The 13,844-nt window shown below is 59.4% G+C and carries 14 protein-coding genes; 5 read left to right on the plus strand and 9 right to left on the minus strand.

Going from position 1 to position 13,844, the window contains the following annotated elements; translation table 11 throughout:
* Positions 1 to 59: 59 nt before the first annotated feature.
* On the minus strand, positions 60 to 1,088 hold the full coding sequence (gene mtnA, locus V7Q49_RS09870) for an S-methyl-5-thioribose-1-phosphate isomerase (RefSeq protein WP_333850721.1): 1,029 nt from the start codon (positions 1,086 to 1,088) through the stop codon (positions 60 to 62).
* Between the two features lie 105 nt (positions 1,089 to 1,193).
* Between mtnA and mtnK the strand changes: the two genes are divergently transcribed.
* Positions 1,194 to 2,393, plus strand: a complete 1,200-nt coding sequence (gene mtnK, locus V7Q49_RS09875; RefSeq protein WP_333850722.1) for an S-methyl-5-thioribose kinase — start codon at positions 1,194 to 1,196, stop codon at positions 2,391 to 2,393.
* Between the two features lie 58 nt (positions 2,394 to 2,451).
* On the opposite strand, the gene V7Q49_RS09880 is transcribed toward mtnK, so the two are convergent.
* The 4 genes from V7Q49_RS09880 to V7Q49_RS09895 all read right to left on the minus strand — a co-directional run bounded on the left by V7Q49_RS09880 (position 2,452) and on the right by V7Q49_RS09895 (position 7,358).
* Positions 2,452 to 3,693: an LVIVD repeat-containing protein gene (locus V7Q49_RS09880; RefSeq protein ID WP_333850723.1), complete on the minus strand. Its 1,242-nt coding sequence runs from the start codon at positions 3,691 to 3,693 to the stop codon at positions 2,452 to 2,454.
* A gap of 85 nt (positions 3,694 to 3,778) precedes the next feature.
* Positions 3,779 to 4,843, minus strand: a complete 1,065-nt coding sequence (locus tag V7Q49_RS09885; RefSeq protein ID WP_333850724.1) for a sugar ABC transporter substrate-binding protein — start codon at positions 4,841 to 4,843, stop codon at positions 3,779 to 3,781.
* Between the two features lie 20 nt (positions 4,844 to 4,863).
* Positions 4,864 to 5,859, minus strand: a complete 996-nt coding sequence (locus V7Q49_RS09890) for an ABC transporter permease (protein ID WP_333850726.1) — start codon at positions 5,857 to 5,859, stop codon at positions 4,864 to 4,866.
* Positions 5,856 to 7,358: a sugar ABC transporter ATP-binding protein gene (locus V7Q49_RS09895; protein ID WP_333850728.1), complete on the minus strand. Its 1,503-nt coding sequence runs from the start codon at positions 7,356 to 7,358 to the stop codon at positions 5,856 to 5,858. Before V7Q49_RS09895 ends, V7Q49_RS09890 begins: the two co-directional genes overlap by 4 nt.
* Positions 7,359 to 7,519: 161 nt before the next feature.
* On the opposite strand from V7Q49_RS09895, the gene V7Q49_RS09900 reads away from it, so the two are divergent.
* The 4 genes from V7Q49_RS09900 to V7Q49_RS09915 all read left to right on the plus strand — a co-directional run bounded on the left by V7Q49_RS09900 (position 7,520) and on the right by V7Q49_RS09915 (position 10,294).
* Positions 7,520 to 8,617, plus strand: a complete 1,098-nt coding sequence (locus V7Q49_RS09900) for an oxidoreductase (RefSeq protein ID WP_333850730.1) — start codon at positions 7,520 to 7,522, stop codon at positions 8,615 to 8,617.
* 61 nt (positions 8,618 to 8,678) lie between these two features.
* The gene (locus V7Q49_RS09905) at positions 8,679 to 9,422 is read left to right on the plus strand and encodes an SDR family NAD(P)-dependent oxidoreductase (protein ID WP_333850732.1); all 744 of its coding nucleotides are present in this window, start codon (positions 8,679 to 8,681) and stop codon (positions 9,420 to 9,422) included.
* 190 nt (positions 9,423 to 9,612) lie between these two features.
* Complete coding sequence (locus tag V7Q49_RS09910) at positions 9,613 to 9,915, plus strand: type II toxin-antitoxin system RelE family toxin (RefSeq protein WP_333850734.1); 303 nt, start codon at positions 9,613 to 9,615, stop codon at positions 9,913 to 9,915.
* Positions 9,890 to 10,294 (plus strand): helix-turn-helix domain-containing protein, encoded by a 405-nt coding sequence (locus tag V7Q49_RS09915; protein ID WP_333850737.1) that lies wholly within the window; start codon positions 9,890 to 9,892, stop codon positions 10,292 to 10,294. The genes V7Q49_RS09910 and V7Q49_RS09915 overlap by 26 nt, the downstream gene beginning before the upstream one ends.
* Here V7Q49_RS09915 and V7Q49_RS09920 read toward each other — a convergent pair.
* The 4 genes from V7Q49_RS09920 to V7Q49_RS09935 all read right to left on the minus strand — a co-directional run bounded on the left by V7Q49_RS09920 (position 10,291) and on the right by V7Q49_RS09935 (position 13,824).
* Positions 10,291 to 10,488 (minus strand): YbdD/YjiX family protein, encoded by a 198-nt coding sequence (locus tag V7Q49_RS09920; protein WP_014169079.1) that lies wholly within the window; start codon positions 10,486 to 10,488, stop codon positions 10,291 to 10,293. The genes V7Q49_RS09915 and V7Q49_RS09920 overlap by 4 nt on opposite strands.
* A gap of 110 nt (positions 10,489 to 10,598) precedes the next feature.
* Positions 10,599 to 12,704 (minus strand): pyruvate/proton symporter CstA, encoded by a 2,106-nt coding sequence (cstA, locus tag V7Q49_RS09925; RefSeq protein ID WP_333850744.1) that lies wholly within the window; start codon positions 12,702 to 12,704, stop codon positions 10,599 to 10,601.
* Positions 12,705 to 12,911: 207 nt separating this feature from the next.
* A complete protein-coding gene (gene bamE / locus V7Q49_RS09930; RefSeq protein WP_333850746.1) occupies positions 12,912 to 13,292 on the minus strand; it encodes an outer membrane protein assembly factor BamE domain-containing protein in 381 nt (126 codons plus the stop codon).
* Entirely contained in the window at positions 13,270 to 13,824 is a 555-nt protein-coding gene (locus V7Q49_RS09935) for a hypothetical protein (protein WP_333850748.1), read from the minus strand. The genes bamE and V7Q49_RS09935 overlap by 23 nt, the downstream gene beginning before the upstream one ends.
* Positions 13,825 to 13,844: the final 20 nt, after the last annotated feature.

The following is a 13,844-nucleotide window of genomic DNA, read 5'->3' on the forward strand; positions in this document are numbered from 1 at the left end:
AAAAGAGCGCACCGTACCGTCCCCTCTCCCCTATGGGGAGAGGGTTAGGGTGAGGGGCATCAGACCGCACTTCCCCCAAAAACGCCACGCGCCACATCGTCAGGCAGCACCACCCCGCTATCCAGCACCCATCCGCTAATCAGCGCCGCAGGCGTGACGTCGAACGCCGGGTTATAGACCTGTGCGTCAATCGGTGCCCACTGTACCGCCCCGAAGCTTCCCGCCACGCCGGTCACTTCCCGGGGATCGCGCTGCTCAATCGGGATGGCGTCACCGTTCGGGCATGCTGGATCGAGGGTGGTTTGCGGTGCCGCCACGTAAAACGGGATACCGTGGAACTTCGCCAGCACCGCCAGGGAGTAAGTACCGATTTTGTTCGCCACGTCGCCGTTGGCGGCAATCCTGTCTGCCCCGACCCACACCGCGTCCACCTGCCCTTTGGCCATCAGGCTGGCGGCCATCGAATCGGTGATAAGCTTGTACGGCACGCCCAGCTCGCCCAGCTCCCAGGCGGTTAATCTACCGCCCTGTAACAGCGGACGGGTCTCATCCACCCAGACGTTGCTGACGTTGCCCTGCTGATGCGCGAGGGCAATCACCCCCAGCGCGGTGCCGACCCCCGCCGTCGCCAGCCCGCCGGTATTACAGTGGGTCAGCAGGCGGCTGCCCGGTTTCACCAGCTGGCTTCCCGCCTGCGCGATGGCATCGCAGAGCCGCCTGTCTTCATCAATCAGGCGCAGCGCCTCGGCCACCAGCGCCGGGACAAACTCTTCCTGCCACAGCGCCTGTTTCATACGGTCGAGATTGTTCATCAGATTCACCGCCGTCGGACGCGAGGCGCGCAGGGTCTCCAGCGCTACCGCCAGCTGGTCCCGGCCGTGGCCGTTTTCTGCCAGCAGCGCCAGCAGCAGGCTGGCAGAGAGACCAATCAGCGGCGCGCCCCGCACGCGCAGGGCGTGAATATGCCCCACCAGGGCGTCAACCGTTGACGCATCCAGCCAGCGTTTCTCCTGCGGAAGCGCCTGTTGGTCGAGAATAAATAGCTGATTTTCCGTCACCCGCAGGCTGGTCGTCTGTAATCTCTGCATGTCGTTAATTCTCTGTTGCGTTGTTGTAGCACATTGTGTCAGGATAAAATTCAGATGTATAGACGTCTAAATGTCTTTATTACCGGAACAGATGAGGAACTGGCAATGTCGCAATACCGTACCTTTACCGCTCAGGACGCCGTGGCCTACGCCCAACAGTTTGGCGGCCTCGAAGACCCCTCGTCACTGGTGGAGGCGCAAGAGGTGGGCGACGGCAACCTCAATCTGGTGTTTAAAATTTTCGACAGCGCAGGCATCAGCCGCATCATCGTCAAGCAGGCCCTGCCCTACGTGCGCTGCGTGGGTGAATCATGGCCGCTGACGCTGGACCGCGCCCGTCTCGAAGCGCAAACCCTGGTCGAGCACTATCAGCACAGCCCGCAGCACACGGTGAAAATCCACCACTTCGACCCGGAACTGGCGGTGATGGTGATGGAGGATCTCTCCAGCCATAAGATCTGGCGCGGCGAGCTGATCAATAACGTTTACTACCCGCAGGCGGCACGCCAGCTGGGGGAATACCTGGCCCACGCCCTGTTCCACACCAGCGATTTTTATCTCCATCCGCACGCCAAAAAAGCGCAGGTGGCGCAGTTCATCAACCCGGAGATGTGCGAGATCACCGAAGACCTGTTCTTCAACGACCCGTACCAGATCCACGAGCGTAATAACTACCCCGCGGCGCTGGAAAACGACGTCGCCGCCCTGCGCAATGACGATCAGCTGAAGATTGCCGTTGCCGCCCTGAAACACCGCTTCTTCTCTCAAGCCGAAGCGCTGCTGCACGGCGATATCCACAGCGGATCGATTTTTGTCGCCGAGGGTAGCCTGAAGGCGATTGACGCAGAGTTCGGTTATTTCGGCCCGATTGGGTTTGATATTGGCACGGCGATCGGCAACCTGCTGCTTAACTTCTGCGGCCTGCCGGGGCATCTGGGCATCCGTGATGCCGCCGCCGCACGCGAGCAACGTCTGATCGATATCCAACAGCTGTGGACCACCTTCGCGGAACGTTTCCAGACCCTGGCCGCGGAAAAATCCCGCGATGCGGCGCTCAGCGTGCCGGGCTATGCCAGCGCGTTTCTGAAGAAGGTCTGGCAGGACGCGATTGGCTTCTGTGGCACCGAGCTGATCCGCCGCAGCGTGGGCCTGTCGCACGTGGCGGATATCGACACCATTCGCGATGATGAGATGCGCCACGAATGCCTGCGCCACGCCATCACCCTCGGTAGGGCGTTGATTGTGATTGCCGACCGAATCGACAGCGTGGATGAGCTGGTGGCAAGGGTGCGTCAGTACAGTTAAGAGCGGCCTGTTGCCCTCACCCCAACCCTCTCCCACAGGGAGAGGGAGAAAACCGCACTCACCCCAGATACTCAATCACCGATAACCCGCCGTTGTAATCCGTGCTGTAGATAATCCCCTGCGCATCCACAAACACATCGCAGGACTGGATCACCTGCGGGCGATTAGGCCGGGTATCCATCATGGTTGCCGGTGCCGCAGGCACCAGCGCCCCGGTCTCCACCGGACGATACGGATCCGAAATGTCGTACGCGCGCACACCCGCATTCTGATACGTGGCAAAAATCAGCGTTGAGCTGACAAAGCTCCCCGGGCGGTTCTCATGCAGGTTGTGCGGCCCAAAGTGCGCCCCTTTCGCCACGTAATCCCGCTCGTTCGGCTGCGGGAAAGTGGAGATACTCACCGGGTTCGACGGCTCGCGAATATCAAACAGCCAGATCAGCTTCTCGCCGTCCTCCTGGTTATCAAGCACCGCCTCGTCCAGCACCACCAGCAGATCGCGATCCGGCAGCGGCAGCGCGGTATGGGTACCGCCGCCAAACGGCGGGCTCCAGTTGCGATGGCTAATCAGTTTCGGCTGAGTTCTGTCTTTCACGTCCAACAGCGTCAGGCCGCCGTCACGCCAGCTGCCGTAGGCGGTATCTCCGGCGATGATCGCGTGATGCAGGGCGTAGCGTTTACCCTCAGGCCAATTCGGCTGTTCGCCTGCCGCCTGGTTCATCCCCGGCAGCCACCAGCGCCCCGCCACCTCCGGCTTACGCGGATCGGCCAGGTCGATGGTCAGGAAGATGTAGTCGGTAAAGCCGTCGATCAGCGCCGAGACATAGGCCCAGCGCCCGCCAACGTACCAGATACGGTGGATGCCGATACCACTCAGCGACAGGAAACCGATCTCCCGTGGCTTATCCGGGGTAGAGATATCAAAAACGCGCAGCCCGGCGCTCCAGCCTCTGTCCTGCACGTCGCTGACCGTCTCTCCCACCTGGCGGGTGTAGTAGACCTTTTCGTCAGCAAAGCGGGCATCGGCAAACAGATCCCGGGCGTTGATCACCAGCAGCAGGTCGTCGTGCGCCTGAAGGTGTACGTTCCAGGTGCCCGGCGGCGCAGGCACATAGCCTGCGGCCTTCGGGTTCTTCGGATCGCGCACGTCGACGATCGAGAAGCCCTGCGACACCATATGGCCGATGTAGGCAAAGCCGCGATGCACCATCAGTTGCACGCCGTCCGGGCGTCCGCCCTGGTCGCTGTGGCCGATTAAGCGCATATTGCGGCTGTATTCGGGGGTGGGTAATGCAGTCACGTTAGCTCCTGTTGCCCGGTGGCGCTGCGCTTACCGGGCCTACGGACTGTAGGCCGGGTAAGGCGCAGCCGCCACCCGGCAAATGTTACTTATTCTTAGCTTCCAGCGTTGCGAACCACGGGGCGATAAAGTCTTCGGTCTGGCCCCAGCCCGGGATGATTTTCCCTAATGATGCGACGTTCACCGCGCCCGGCTGGGCCGACAGCAGCGCCTGCGGAATAGCCGCTGCTTTAAAGTCATAGGTCGCAGGCGTCGCTTCCCCGGCAATCTTGTTGGCAACCAGACGCACGTTGGTGGCGCCAATCAGCTTCGGATCCACCGCCACGCTCACCACCCACGGGCTGCCCGCTTCACGCATCAGCTGCAGATCCTGGTTGGAGATGTCGATACTGTAGAGTTTGATCTCGGTGCGGCCGTTCTCTTTCAGCGCTTTGTAAGCGCCCTGGCTGAAGGCATCCCAGGTGCCCCAGATCGCATCGATTTTGCCTTTCGGGTATTTCGCCAGCACCGCCCCCACTTTGTTGGCGGTATCGCCCTGCACGTCGGAGGAGACCGCGCCGATGGACTCCAGCTCTTTGATGCCCGGGTTCTGCTTCAGCAGTTCCTGATAGGCGGTCTGACGACGCTCCATCGGCGGGAAGCCAGCGACCCACAGTTTGATGATATTGGCCTTACCGTTGAAATCTTTCACCAGCTGGCCGAAGGAGAGGTTGGTCAGGGAGGCATCATCCTGCTGGGTCACGGTCACGCCCGGGATCTCCCCGTTCACCGCGGTATCGAACACCGCCACTTTGATCCCGGCATCGACGGCTTTTTTCACCAGCGCGGTGGAGTACGGATCGCGCCCCTGGGAGAGGATAATGCCGTCATATTTCTGGGTGATCGCCTGGTTAACGAAGTCCTGGAATTTGGCGTCGTCGCCGTTGCTTAAAAAGGTGCTGACCTTAAAGCCGAGCTTCTTCCCTTCCTGGATCGCCCCGGCGACAAACTGGGTGGTGTTGTCGTCAGATCCAAGGTTACGGATCACCGCAATGCGGATCTGCCCGTCGTGGTTGGCAATGGCCGCCGGAACCGGCGCAGGCGTCGCCGCATAGCCCGGCAGTGAACTCAGTAATCCCAGCGTCAGCAAAGAGAGTGCAACTTTTTTCATTTTTTTATCCCGTCGTGTTGTTAGCGTTTTTGTACGTAGGTGATGGCCAGCGCAATCGCCAGCACCAGCCCTTTTATAATGTCCATGGCGTAATACGGCACCGAGAGCATTACCAGTCCGTTGGAGAGCACCCCGAGGATCACCGCCCCTACCAGAGTGCCCAGCGCATTGGGTTTGCCGGACCCGGCGAGCGAGAAGCCGATCCACGCCGCCGCCACCGCATCCATCAGATAACCGCCACCCGCATTCACCTGCGAGGAGCCAATGCGCGAGGCCAGCAGAATGCCGCCCAGACCCGCCAGCAGCGAGGCAATCACATACGCCGCCACCTTGTAGCGGGTGGTACGAATGCCGGATAAGCGCGCCGCTTCCGGGTTGCCGCCAATGGCGTACATGCGGCGTCCGTGGGTGGTCAGCGACAGCCCCAGCTGCGCCAGCAGGGTTACCGCCAGCATGATAATCACGATGGTCGGCACCTGCCCCAGCGCGCCAAACGCCGCCGGAATCGTTCCTTCCGCCATATCGCCGCTCGGCAGGACCATGTTTTCGGTAATCGATCCGCCGTAGCTGTAGGTCATCGCCACGCCCTGGATCACAAACAGGCTGGCAAGCGTCGCGAGCATGTCGGGAATGCGCAGAATGACGATCAGGAAGGCGTTAAACAGCCCCACCAGGGTGCAGAGCGCCAGGGTGATCAGAATGGATTCGGTGGTGCCGAAACCGTGCCAGACAAACAGCGAGATCACCAGCGCATTGGCCAGCGAGGCGGTGGATCCGACCGAGAGGTCAAACCCGCCTATGGTCAGCGAGATGGAGACCCCGATGGCAATCACCGTCACGATGGCGATAGAGCGCAGAATGTTGATGATGTTGTTCGGATCGAGGAAGTTCTCTGACGCCAGGCCGAAAATGGCCACCAGCGCGACCACCGTCAGCAACATGCCCCATTTGTAGAGAAAATCGAAAATTTGCTGACGGCCAGACGCTGCCGCCGTCACTGAAAGGGCCTTGCTCACGACGCCGTTCCTCCGGTTGAATAATAAAGTAATGTCTCTTCGCGGGCGGTTGCCCCCTCGAGTTCCGCCACGATGCGCCCGTCCCACAGCACGCAGATGCGGTCGCACAGGCCCACCAGCTCGGCAAATTCGCCCGAGGCATAAATCACCCCTTTGCCTTCCCGCGCCAGGCCGTCAATCAGCTGGAACAGATCGGTTTTGGCCTTCACGTCCACCCCTTTGGTGGGCTCGTCGAAGATCAGCACCTGGGCATTGCCGCGCAGCCATTTGCCAATCGCCACCTTTTGCTGGTTACCCCCCGACAGACGGCGCAGCACCTGCCCCGGCCCGCGGGCGCGCACGCCGACCCGGGCGATCACCTCTTCCGCCCAGCGCCAGGCCTGGCGATGACCAAACAGGCTCCAGCGCGAAAAGCTGTTATCCGCTGACACCGCCAGGTTCATGCTCACCGGCTCATCGATAAAGATGCCCTCTTTGCGCCGCTCTTCCGGCACCAGCGCCATCCCGCGCAGGACCGAGTCCGCCGGGTCGCGCGGCTTCCAGGGTTTTTGATTCAGTTCGCCCTGCGTTACCTGGCTTTTGCTGGCGCCAAACAGCGCCTTGCAGAGTTCGGTTTTCCCGGCGCCCGCCAGCCCGGCAATGCCGAGAATTTCGCCCTTGCGCAGGTGCAGTGAGATATTCTTCAGCAGCCCTTCATCATGTAACCCCTCCACGCGCAGCAGCGTTTCGGTGCTGTGTGGGGGACGTGCAGGCGGGTAGATATCGCTCAGTTCGTGACCGAGCATCTTCTCAACGATCGCTTCCCCGCTGAGATCGGCCATCGGGCCGGACTCAATCAGCTTGCCGTCGCGCAGCACCGTTAAGGTGTCGCAGATCGCCTTCAGCTCATGAATGCGGTGGGAGATAAACACCACGCCAATCCCCTGCTGCTGCAGGCGGCGCACCACGGCGAACAGCCGCTCGCTCTCGTGGGCGTCCAGCGGCGCAGTAGGTTCATCCAGAATTAAAAACCGGCAGTGATGGGACAGCGCCCGGGCCAGCAAAATCTGCTGCTTTTCCGCCAGGGTGCAGCCGTCGATGGAACGGCGCACGTCGAGGGTCACGTCCAGCTGGGCCAGCGCCTGCCGGGCCTGCTCGCGCAGTTTCCCCCAGTGGAAGCGGTGCCCAGGCTGCGCCAGATGATCGAGCATGATGTTTTCGGCGATGCTCAGGCCGGGGATCAGCGCCACGTCCACCTCCTGCTGCACCAGATGGATGCCCAGCTGCTTGGCATCCACCGGCTCGCGGATGGTGACGGGCTGGTTATTGATGCTGATTTCGCCTTCATAGCGCGCGTGCGTGCCGCACAGTACCGCCATCAGGGTGGATTTTCCGGCACCGTTCGCGCCCGTGAGCGCATGTACCGATCCGCCCGTCAGCGTGAAATCGACGCGCGACAGCGCCTGGAAGCCAGAAAAAGCCAGGCTAATGCCGCGCATCTCGAGGCGACTGGTTGACATTCGCTGCGATCCCTTACTATTAATCTTTTGATTTATGGAATTTTTCACAGCCGGGACTGGCTGGCAACGAAGGAAAAAGCATAAGATAAAGCAAAATAGTATTAGCCATCTGGATGTCTAGCCATAACATCGGGTTAGCGCTTCATAAAAAGGACAACATCATGAGCAACACCGATATCCGCGTCGTTCCTGGCCCGGCCAACTACTACTCCCACCGCGGAGCCCTTGCCCGCCTGGACGCCTTTTTCACCCCGGAACAGCTCTCCCGGGCGGTATGGATCTACGGCGAACGCGCTCTGGCCGGGGCTCAACCCTTTCTGCCGCAGAGCTTCCACACAGAGGGAGCCAAACATCTGCTGTTTAAAGGCCACTGCAGCGAGCACGATGTGAATCAGCTTGCGGAGGCCTCCGGGGCAGATCGCAGCGTGGTGATTGGCGTCGGCGGCGGCGCGCTGCTGGATACCGCCAAGGCGGTGGCGCGCCGTCTGGGCCTGCCGGTGGTGGCCATTCCGACCATCGCCGCCACCTGCGCCGCCTGGACTCCGCTGTCGGTGTGGTACAACGATGCCGGGCAGGCGCTGCACTTTGAGATTTTTGACGACGCCAACTACCTGGTGCTGGTCGAGCCGGAGATCCTGCTTAACGCCCCGGCGGAATACCTGCTGGCGGGCATCGGCGATACCCTGGCGAAATGGTATGAAGCGGTGGTGCTGGCACCTGAGCCTGAACAACTGCCGCTGACGGTAAGGCTCGGGATCAACGGAGCGCTGGCGATCCGCGACGTGCTGCTGGAGCACAGCGAGCAGGCGCTGTTGGATCAGACGCGCCGCGAGGTAACCCGCGAGTTTCATGACGTGGTGGACGCCATTATCGCCGGTGGCGGCATGGTCGGCGGGCTGGGAGAACGCTACACCCGCGTGGCGGCAGCGCATGCGGTGCATAACGGCCTGACGGTGCTGCCGCAGACCGCGCAGTTCCTCCACGGCACCAAGGTGGCCTACGGTATTCTGGTGCAGAGCGCCCTGCTCGGCCAGGACGCGGTGCTGCGCGAGCTGGTCGCGGCGTACCAGCGCTTTAACCTGCCCACCACCCTGCGCGCGCTGGAGGTGGACATCCACAACCGCGACGAGCTGGACCGGGTTATCGCCCATACCCTGCGCCCGGTGGAGTCGATCCACGCCCTGCCGATTGCCCTGACGCCAGAGATCCTGCGCGCCGCATTTGAGAAAGTAGAAAACCTCAGCCACCCGGCGCATTGACGCCGGACACGCGCCTTCTATACCTAATGAGGGTTCTCATCACTTTCGCGACGAGGTCATCATGCAGATCGATTTAACGGGTAAGAAGGCGTTGGTTACCGGTGCCAGCCGGGGTTTGGGGCGCGCCATTGCGCTGTCGCTGGCCCGGGCGGGTGCCGATGTGGTTATCACCTATGAGAAATCCGCCGATAAAGCCCAGGCCGTCGCGGATGAAATTGCGGCGCTGGGGCGGCTCAGCGAGGCGATTCAGGCCGACAGCGCCAGCGCAGAGGCCATCCAGGAGGCCGTCACCCATGCGGCACGCACCCTGGGCGGGCTGGATATTCTGGTCAACAACGCCGGGATTGCACGCGGCGGCCCGCTGGAGTCCATGACCCTGGCAGACATCGATGCCCTGATTAACGTCAATATTCGCGGGGTGGTGATTGCCACCCAGGCCGCGCTGGTGCATCTGTCCGACGGCGGACGGATCATCAACATCGGCAGCTGTCTGGCCAACCGCGTCGCCCAGCCGGGTATCGCGGTCTATTCGATGACCAAATCAGCGCTCAACTCGCTGACTCGCGGGCTGGCGCGCGACCTCGGGCCGCGCGGTATTACCGTCAATCTGGTCCACCCAGGCCCGACCAACAGTGATATGAACCCGGAGGATGGCGAGCAGGCCGCATCCCAGCGCCAGCTTATTGCCACCGGGCACTACGGCCAACCGGAAGATATTGCCGCCGCGGTGACGTTCCTCGCCAGCCCTGCCGCCGGACAGATCTCCGGCACCGGGCTGGACGTGGACGGCGGGCTGAACGCCTGACGTTCGCTCGCACATTTTATGTCTGCCTCTGCCGCCTGACAGAGGCGTGTTCGACCCGCCTCGATAATCCACTTTTTGCCGCTTTTTCCGCGCCCGTCGCCGTCCTACAGTACCCCATCAGCAATTCGGAATTTATCTAATAGTCTTATTATTTCCTTATATTTCGTGTGGGCGTACAGTGGAGGTACGGATGAAGATAGTGTGGTCAAATGCGGCAAAAAAAGCGCTTTCCAGAATTGATAGTCGTTATCAAAAACGCATTGAGGCGAAATTAGCTGAGCTGAACGATCGCTCCGCTCCACCGCCTGATATTAAAAAAATGACCTTTCCAGAAGATCACTATCGTTTGCGGGTGGGTGAATACCGAATCATTTTTACTGTCGGTGGGGAAACTCGAAATGACTGTTACGTTTTATCTGTGAAGCGCAGGACAACAACAACTTATCTACATGAGGAACATGTAAATTATGACAGTCCAGTTCATAAAGGATGATGAAGGAAAAACGCAGTTTGTCGTAATCCCCTACGATGAATACTTTCGTATGTGTTTGCAGTTATCGGAAATCGACGACGAAACGGATGACGATCTGGAAGATATCGAGATTGAGCATGATATCTACGATGACGTTAAATTACCCGGTGAGGTGTGCAGCATCATGACCTGGCAGGAGGTAAGCCTGCAGGCCGCCTGGCGCATTCATCGCGGATTATCGCAACAGGAGGTAGCCGACAAACTGGGCATCAGCCAGTCCGCCGTATCACAGCTTGAAGCCGTCGACTCCCGTCCGCAGAAACGCACCCGTGAAAAACTGGCGGCTCTCTACGGCTGTACGCAGGAGCAGATCAGCCTGTACCTGCCGAAAGAGGGTTAACAGCACTTCGCTCCGCCTTTGCCGCCGTAGCGGGCGTCCTGGCGATCGCGGAAGAATGCTTCGTAGGTCATCGGGGTCTGGTCAGGATGGTTGACGCGCATGTGCTCAACGTAGTTGTCGTAGTCCGGCACGCCGATCATCATTTTTGCGGCCTGACCTAAGTACTTACCTGCTTTGGATAGGGTGTCGAACATGATTTGGTTTCTCGTTGTTTCCCCTCACCCTAACCCTCTCCCCATAGGGGAGAGGGGACTCAGAACACCCTCTCCCCTATGGGGAGAGGGTTGGGGTGAGGGGTGTTTGGTTAATGAGCACTTTTCGCCTGGGTCACAATCTCTTCATAGTTCGCTGGCATCGGCTGATACGGCGTCTCTTTCGCCGTTGGCTTGTCCTGCTTCAGGGCAGCCAGCGCGGTCTTCAGAGAATACAGCGCCAGCACCACAACCACCACCATAAAGAAGATGGTCAGCCCGGCATCCAGACGGTTGTTAAACACCAGCTGTGACAGCTGCGACTCGGTGTATTGCGCCGGGATCTTGCCGCTGTCGATCATCGCCTGGAACTTGTTGGCGATAGCGAGGAAGCCCACTTTGTTATCCGGGCTGAAGGCTTTCTGCCATCCCGCGGTCAGAGTACAGATCAGCAGCCAGGCCGTTGGCACCAGGGCCACCCAGGCGTAGCGCTGACGTTTCATCTTGAACAGCACTACCGCACAGAGCATCAGCGCCATACCGGCCAGCATCTGGTTAGCGATACCGAACAGCGGCCACAGGGTGTTGATGCCGCCCAGCGGATCGACCACCCCCTGATGCAGGAAGTACCCCCACGCCAGCACGCAGAGCGCGGTTGCCAGCAGGTTAGCCGGCAGCGATTCGGTGCGTTTCAGCCCCGGGGAGATGACGCCCAGCAGATCCTGCAGCATAAAGCGCGCGGCACGGGTCCCCGCATCCACCGCCGTCAGGATAAACAGGGCTTCGAACAGGATCGCAAAGTGATACCAGAACGACACATCCATCAGGCCGCCCAGCGCCCCGTGCAGAATGTAGGCCATCCCCACCGCCAGGGTCGGTGCCCCGCCCGCACGGGAGATAATCGACTGCTCGCCCACCTCATTGGCAATCTGGGTCAGGGTATCCGGGGTAATGGCAAAGCCCCAGCCGCTAACCACCTGCGCCGCGGAGGCCACCACGTCCACCGTACCGGCTGGTGCCAGTACCGCAATCGGGCTGTTCATCGCAAAGTAGACGCCCGGATCGATAATACAGGCCGAAACCAGCGCCATAATGGCGACGAAGGACTCCATCAGCATGCCGCCATAGCCGATAAAGCAGGCCTGGTTTTCATTGGCCAGCATCTTCGGCGTGGTGCCGGAGGCGATCAGGGCATGGAAGCCAGACACCGCGCCACAGGCGATGGTGATAAACAGGAACGGGAACATGTTGCCGGACCAGACCGGGCCGGTGCCGTCGATAAACTTAGTTACCGCAGGCATGGTCAGGGTCGGGCGCATAATCAGAATGCCAATCGCCAGCCCGACGATGGTGCCGATTTTCAGGAAGGTGGAGAGGTAATCGCGCGGGGCCAGCAGCAGCCATACCGGCAGTACTGCGGCGACAAAGCCGTAACCCACCAGCATCCAGGTCAACTGCACGCCGGTATAGTCAAAGTACGGGGCCCAGGTTGGACTCTCGGCCACCCAGCCGCCGGAGATAATGGCAAACACCAGGAAGAACAGGCCAATCACCGACACCTCGCCAATGCGCCCCGGACGCAGATAGCGAATGTAGATCCCCATGAAGATCGCCAGCGGAATGGTAAAGGCGACGGTGTAAGTTCCCCACGGGCTGTGGGTCAGGGCTTTCACTACGATCATCGCCAGTACCGCGAGGATAATCACCATGATCATAAAGCAGGCCACCAGAGCAATTACCCCGGCAGTTGGGCCCATCTCCTCTTTCACCAGCTCGCCGAGCGAACGCCCGTCGCGGCGGGTGGAGACGAACAGCACCATAAAGTCCTGTACTGCCCCCGCCAGCACCACCCCGGCGAGGATCCAGATCATCCCCGGGAGATAGCCCATCTGCGCGGCAAGCACCGGCCCCACCAGCGGCCCGGCCCCGGCAATCGCCGCAAAGTGGTGACCAAACAGCACCTTTTTGTCGGTCGGCACGTAGTCCAGACCGTCGTTATGCCGCACCGCCGGCGTCATGCGCGTCGGGTCGACGGAGAGCACATTGCGGGCGATAAACAGGCCGTAAAAACGATAGGCAATCAGATAGACACAGACCGCGGCAACGACTATCCACAGCGCATTGATCTGTTCCCCGCGGTTGAGGGCGATATAGCCCAGCGCAAAAGCTCCCACTACGGAGAGCCCCGCCCATAAAAGGTATTTCCCTGAGTTGTTCATAGTGGTTGTCCGTCGTCGTGAAACAGTAGGATGTTACATTTTGTTTCTAGAACAACGCTTAAAGTTTAACAACTTTGAAACGCAATATTGCGTGGTCAAACCAGACATTTACACCACAGTGTTAAGCCGATCACGACCAGGTGCCCCTGGCCCTGACGAAAAATCCCCGCACAGAGGCGGGGATCCAGAGAAAGCAAAGCGGCTTAATTACACCTTTTTATATTCACGGTGAGTAAGTATTTTATTTTCATCAAAGGTCAGCACCAGCGTCACGGATTCATCGTAATTCACCGGAACGATCACATATAGCGCGCGTCCTTTGACATTCGAATTGTATAACCACGTATTCTGGTGGTTGTAATCCTGCGGAATATCTGGTCGCCCCAGCAGAATTAATACATCCTTTTTGGTTGTCTTACCCAGAACCAGTTTTTTATCCAGGTCGGTTTCCTGGAGTTTACTGACGGTTCCCTGCTGAGTACGATCAATATTCCCGATACAACCGCTGAGCATACTCATAGAAAACATCCCCGCCAAAATAAGGCCTGTTGTTTTCATGACGATACTATTTATTGGTGTAACCTTCATATTTTTCGACCTTGTCGTCCAGGTAGATCTGATTTTCACTGTCATACTTCAGATGGGTTGCATACAGCACGCAGTAGCCACTCTTATCTGAAACGGACAGGCGGAACTCATAGGTTTCCCCTTTTTGCGGCACAAAGGTATAGCTCACAAAGTTACAGCCATAGAGAAACTTGAACCCAACCCGGGTCGGCGTTCCGGCATAAACCTTCGCATCGTAATAGGTTTCTTTATAGCGTTCCGGATCGTTGCTGGCTTTCGGGAACCCCAGATCGTGGGTGGGGCGTAACACGACGACGCTGGTAAAATCAACCGCACCATCTTTATTACCGTTCTGACTAATGGTAAAGCCTGGCGGGTTGCCAATCAGGCGTACATTTGCCGTGTTTTGCTCAGAATCCGGCGGCGGCGTATAAGGCACTTTTCCCCAGTAGGTTGCGCATCCTGATAATAATAATGATGCAGCGAGCGCGCCCGTAATATATCCCATATTTTTCATTGTTAGTTCCAGTATATTCATCCCGCTGCGCAGCATAACGAAAATCCGTAACGGCG

Source organism: Leclercia sp., from assembly GCF_036780805.1.
In the GTDB taxonomy this organism is placed as follows: domain Bacteria; phylum Pseudomonadota; class Gammaproteobacteria; order Enterobacterales; family Enterobacteriaceae; genus Enterobacter.

Excerpts from the sequence above, each read along its gene's own strand:
- mtnA (WP_333850721.1), bottom strand. The coding sequence starts at position 1,088 with ATGCAGAGATTACAGACGACCAGCCTGCGGGTGACGGAAAATCAGCTA.
- mtnK (WP_333850722.1), top strand. The coding sequence starts at position 1,194 with ATGTCGCAATACCGTACCTTTACCGCTCAGGACGCCGTGGCCTACGCC.
- V7Q49_RS09885 (WP_333850724.1), bottom strand. The coding sequence starts at position 4,843 with ATGAAAAAAGTTGCACTCTCTTTGCTGACGCTGGGATTACTGAGTTCA.
- V7Q49_RS09895 (WP_333850728.1), bottom strand. The coding sequence starts at position 7,358 with ATGTCAACCAGTCGCCTCGAGATGCGCGGCATTAGCCTGGCTTTTTCT.
- V7Q49_RS09900 (WP_333850730.1), top strand. The coding sequence starts at position 7,520 with ATGAGCAACACCGATATCCGCGTCGTTCCTGGCCCGGCCAACTACTAC.
- V7Q49_RS09905 (WP_333850732.1), top strand. The coding sequence starts at position 8,679 with ATGCAGATCGATTTAACGGGTAAGAAGGCGTTGGTTACCGGTGCCAGC.
- V7Q49_RS09910 (WP_333850734.1), top strand. The coding sequence starts at position 9,613 with ATGAAGATAGTGTGGTCAAATGCGGCAAAAAAAGCGCTTTCCAGAATT.
- V7Q49_RS09915 (WP_333850737.1), top strand. The coding sequence starts at position 9,890 with ATGACAGTCCAGTTCATAAAGGATGATGAAGGAAAAACGCAGTTTGTC.
- V7Q49_RS09920 (WP_014169079.1), bottom strand. The coding sequence starts at position 10,488 with ATGTTCGACACCCTATCCAAAGCAGGTAAGTACTTAGGTCAGGCCGCA.
- cstA (WP_333850744.1), bottom strand. The coding sequence starts at position 12,704 with ATGAACAACTCAGGGAAATACCTTTTATGGGCGGGGCTCTCCGTAGTG.
- bamE (WP_333850746.1), bottom strand. The coding sequence starts at position 13,292 with ATGAAGGTTACACCAATAAATAGTATCGTCATGAAAACAACAGGCCTT.
- V7Q49_RS09935 (WP_333850748.1), bottom strand. The coding sequence starts at position 13,824 with ATGCTGCGCAGCGGGATGAATATACTGGAACTAACAATGAAAAATATG.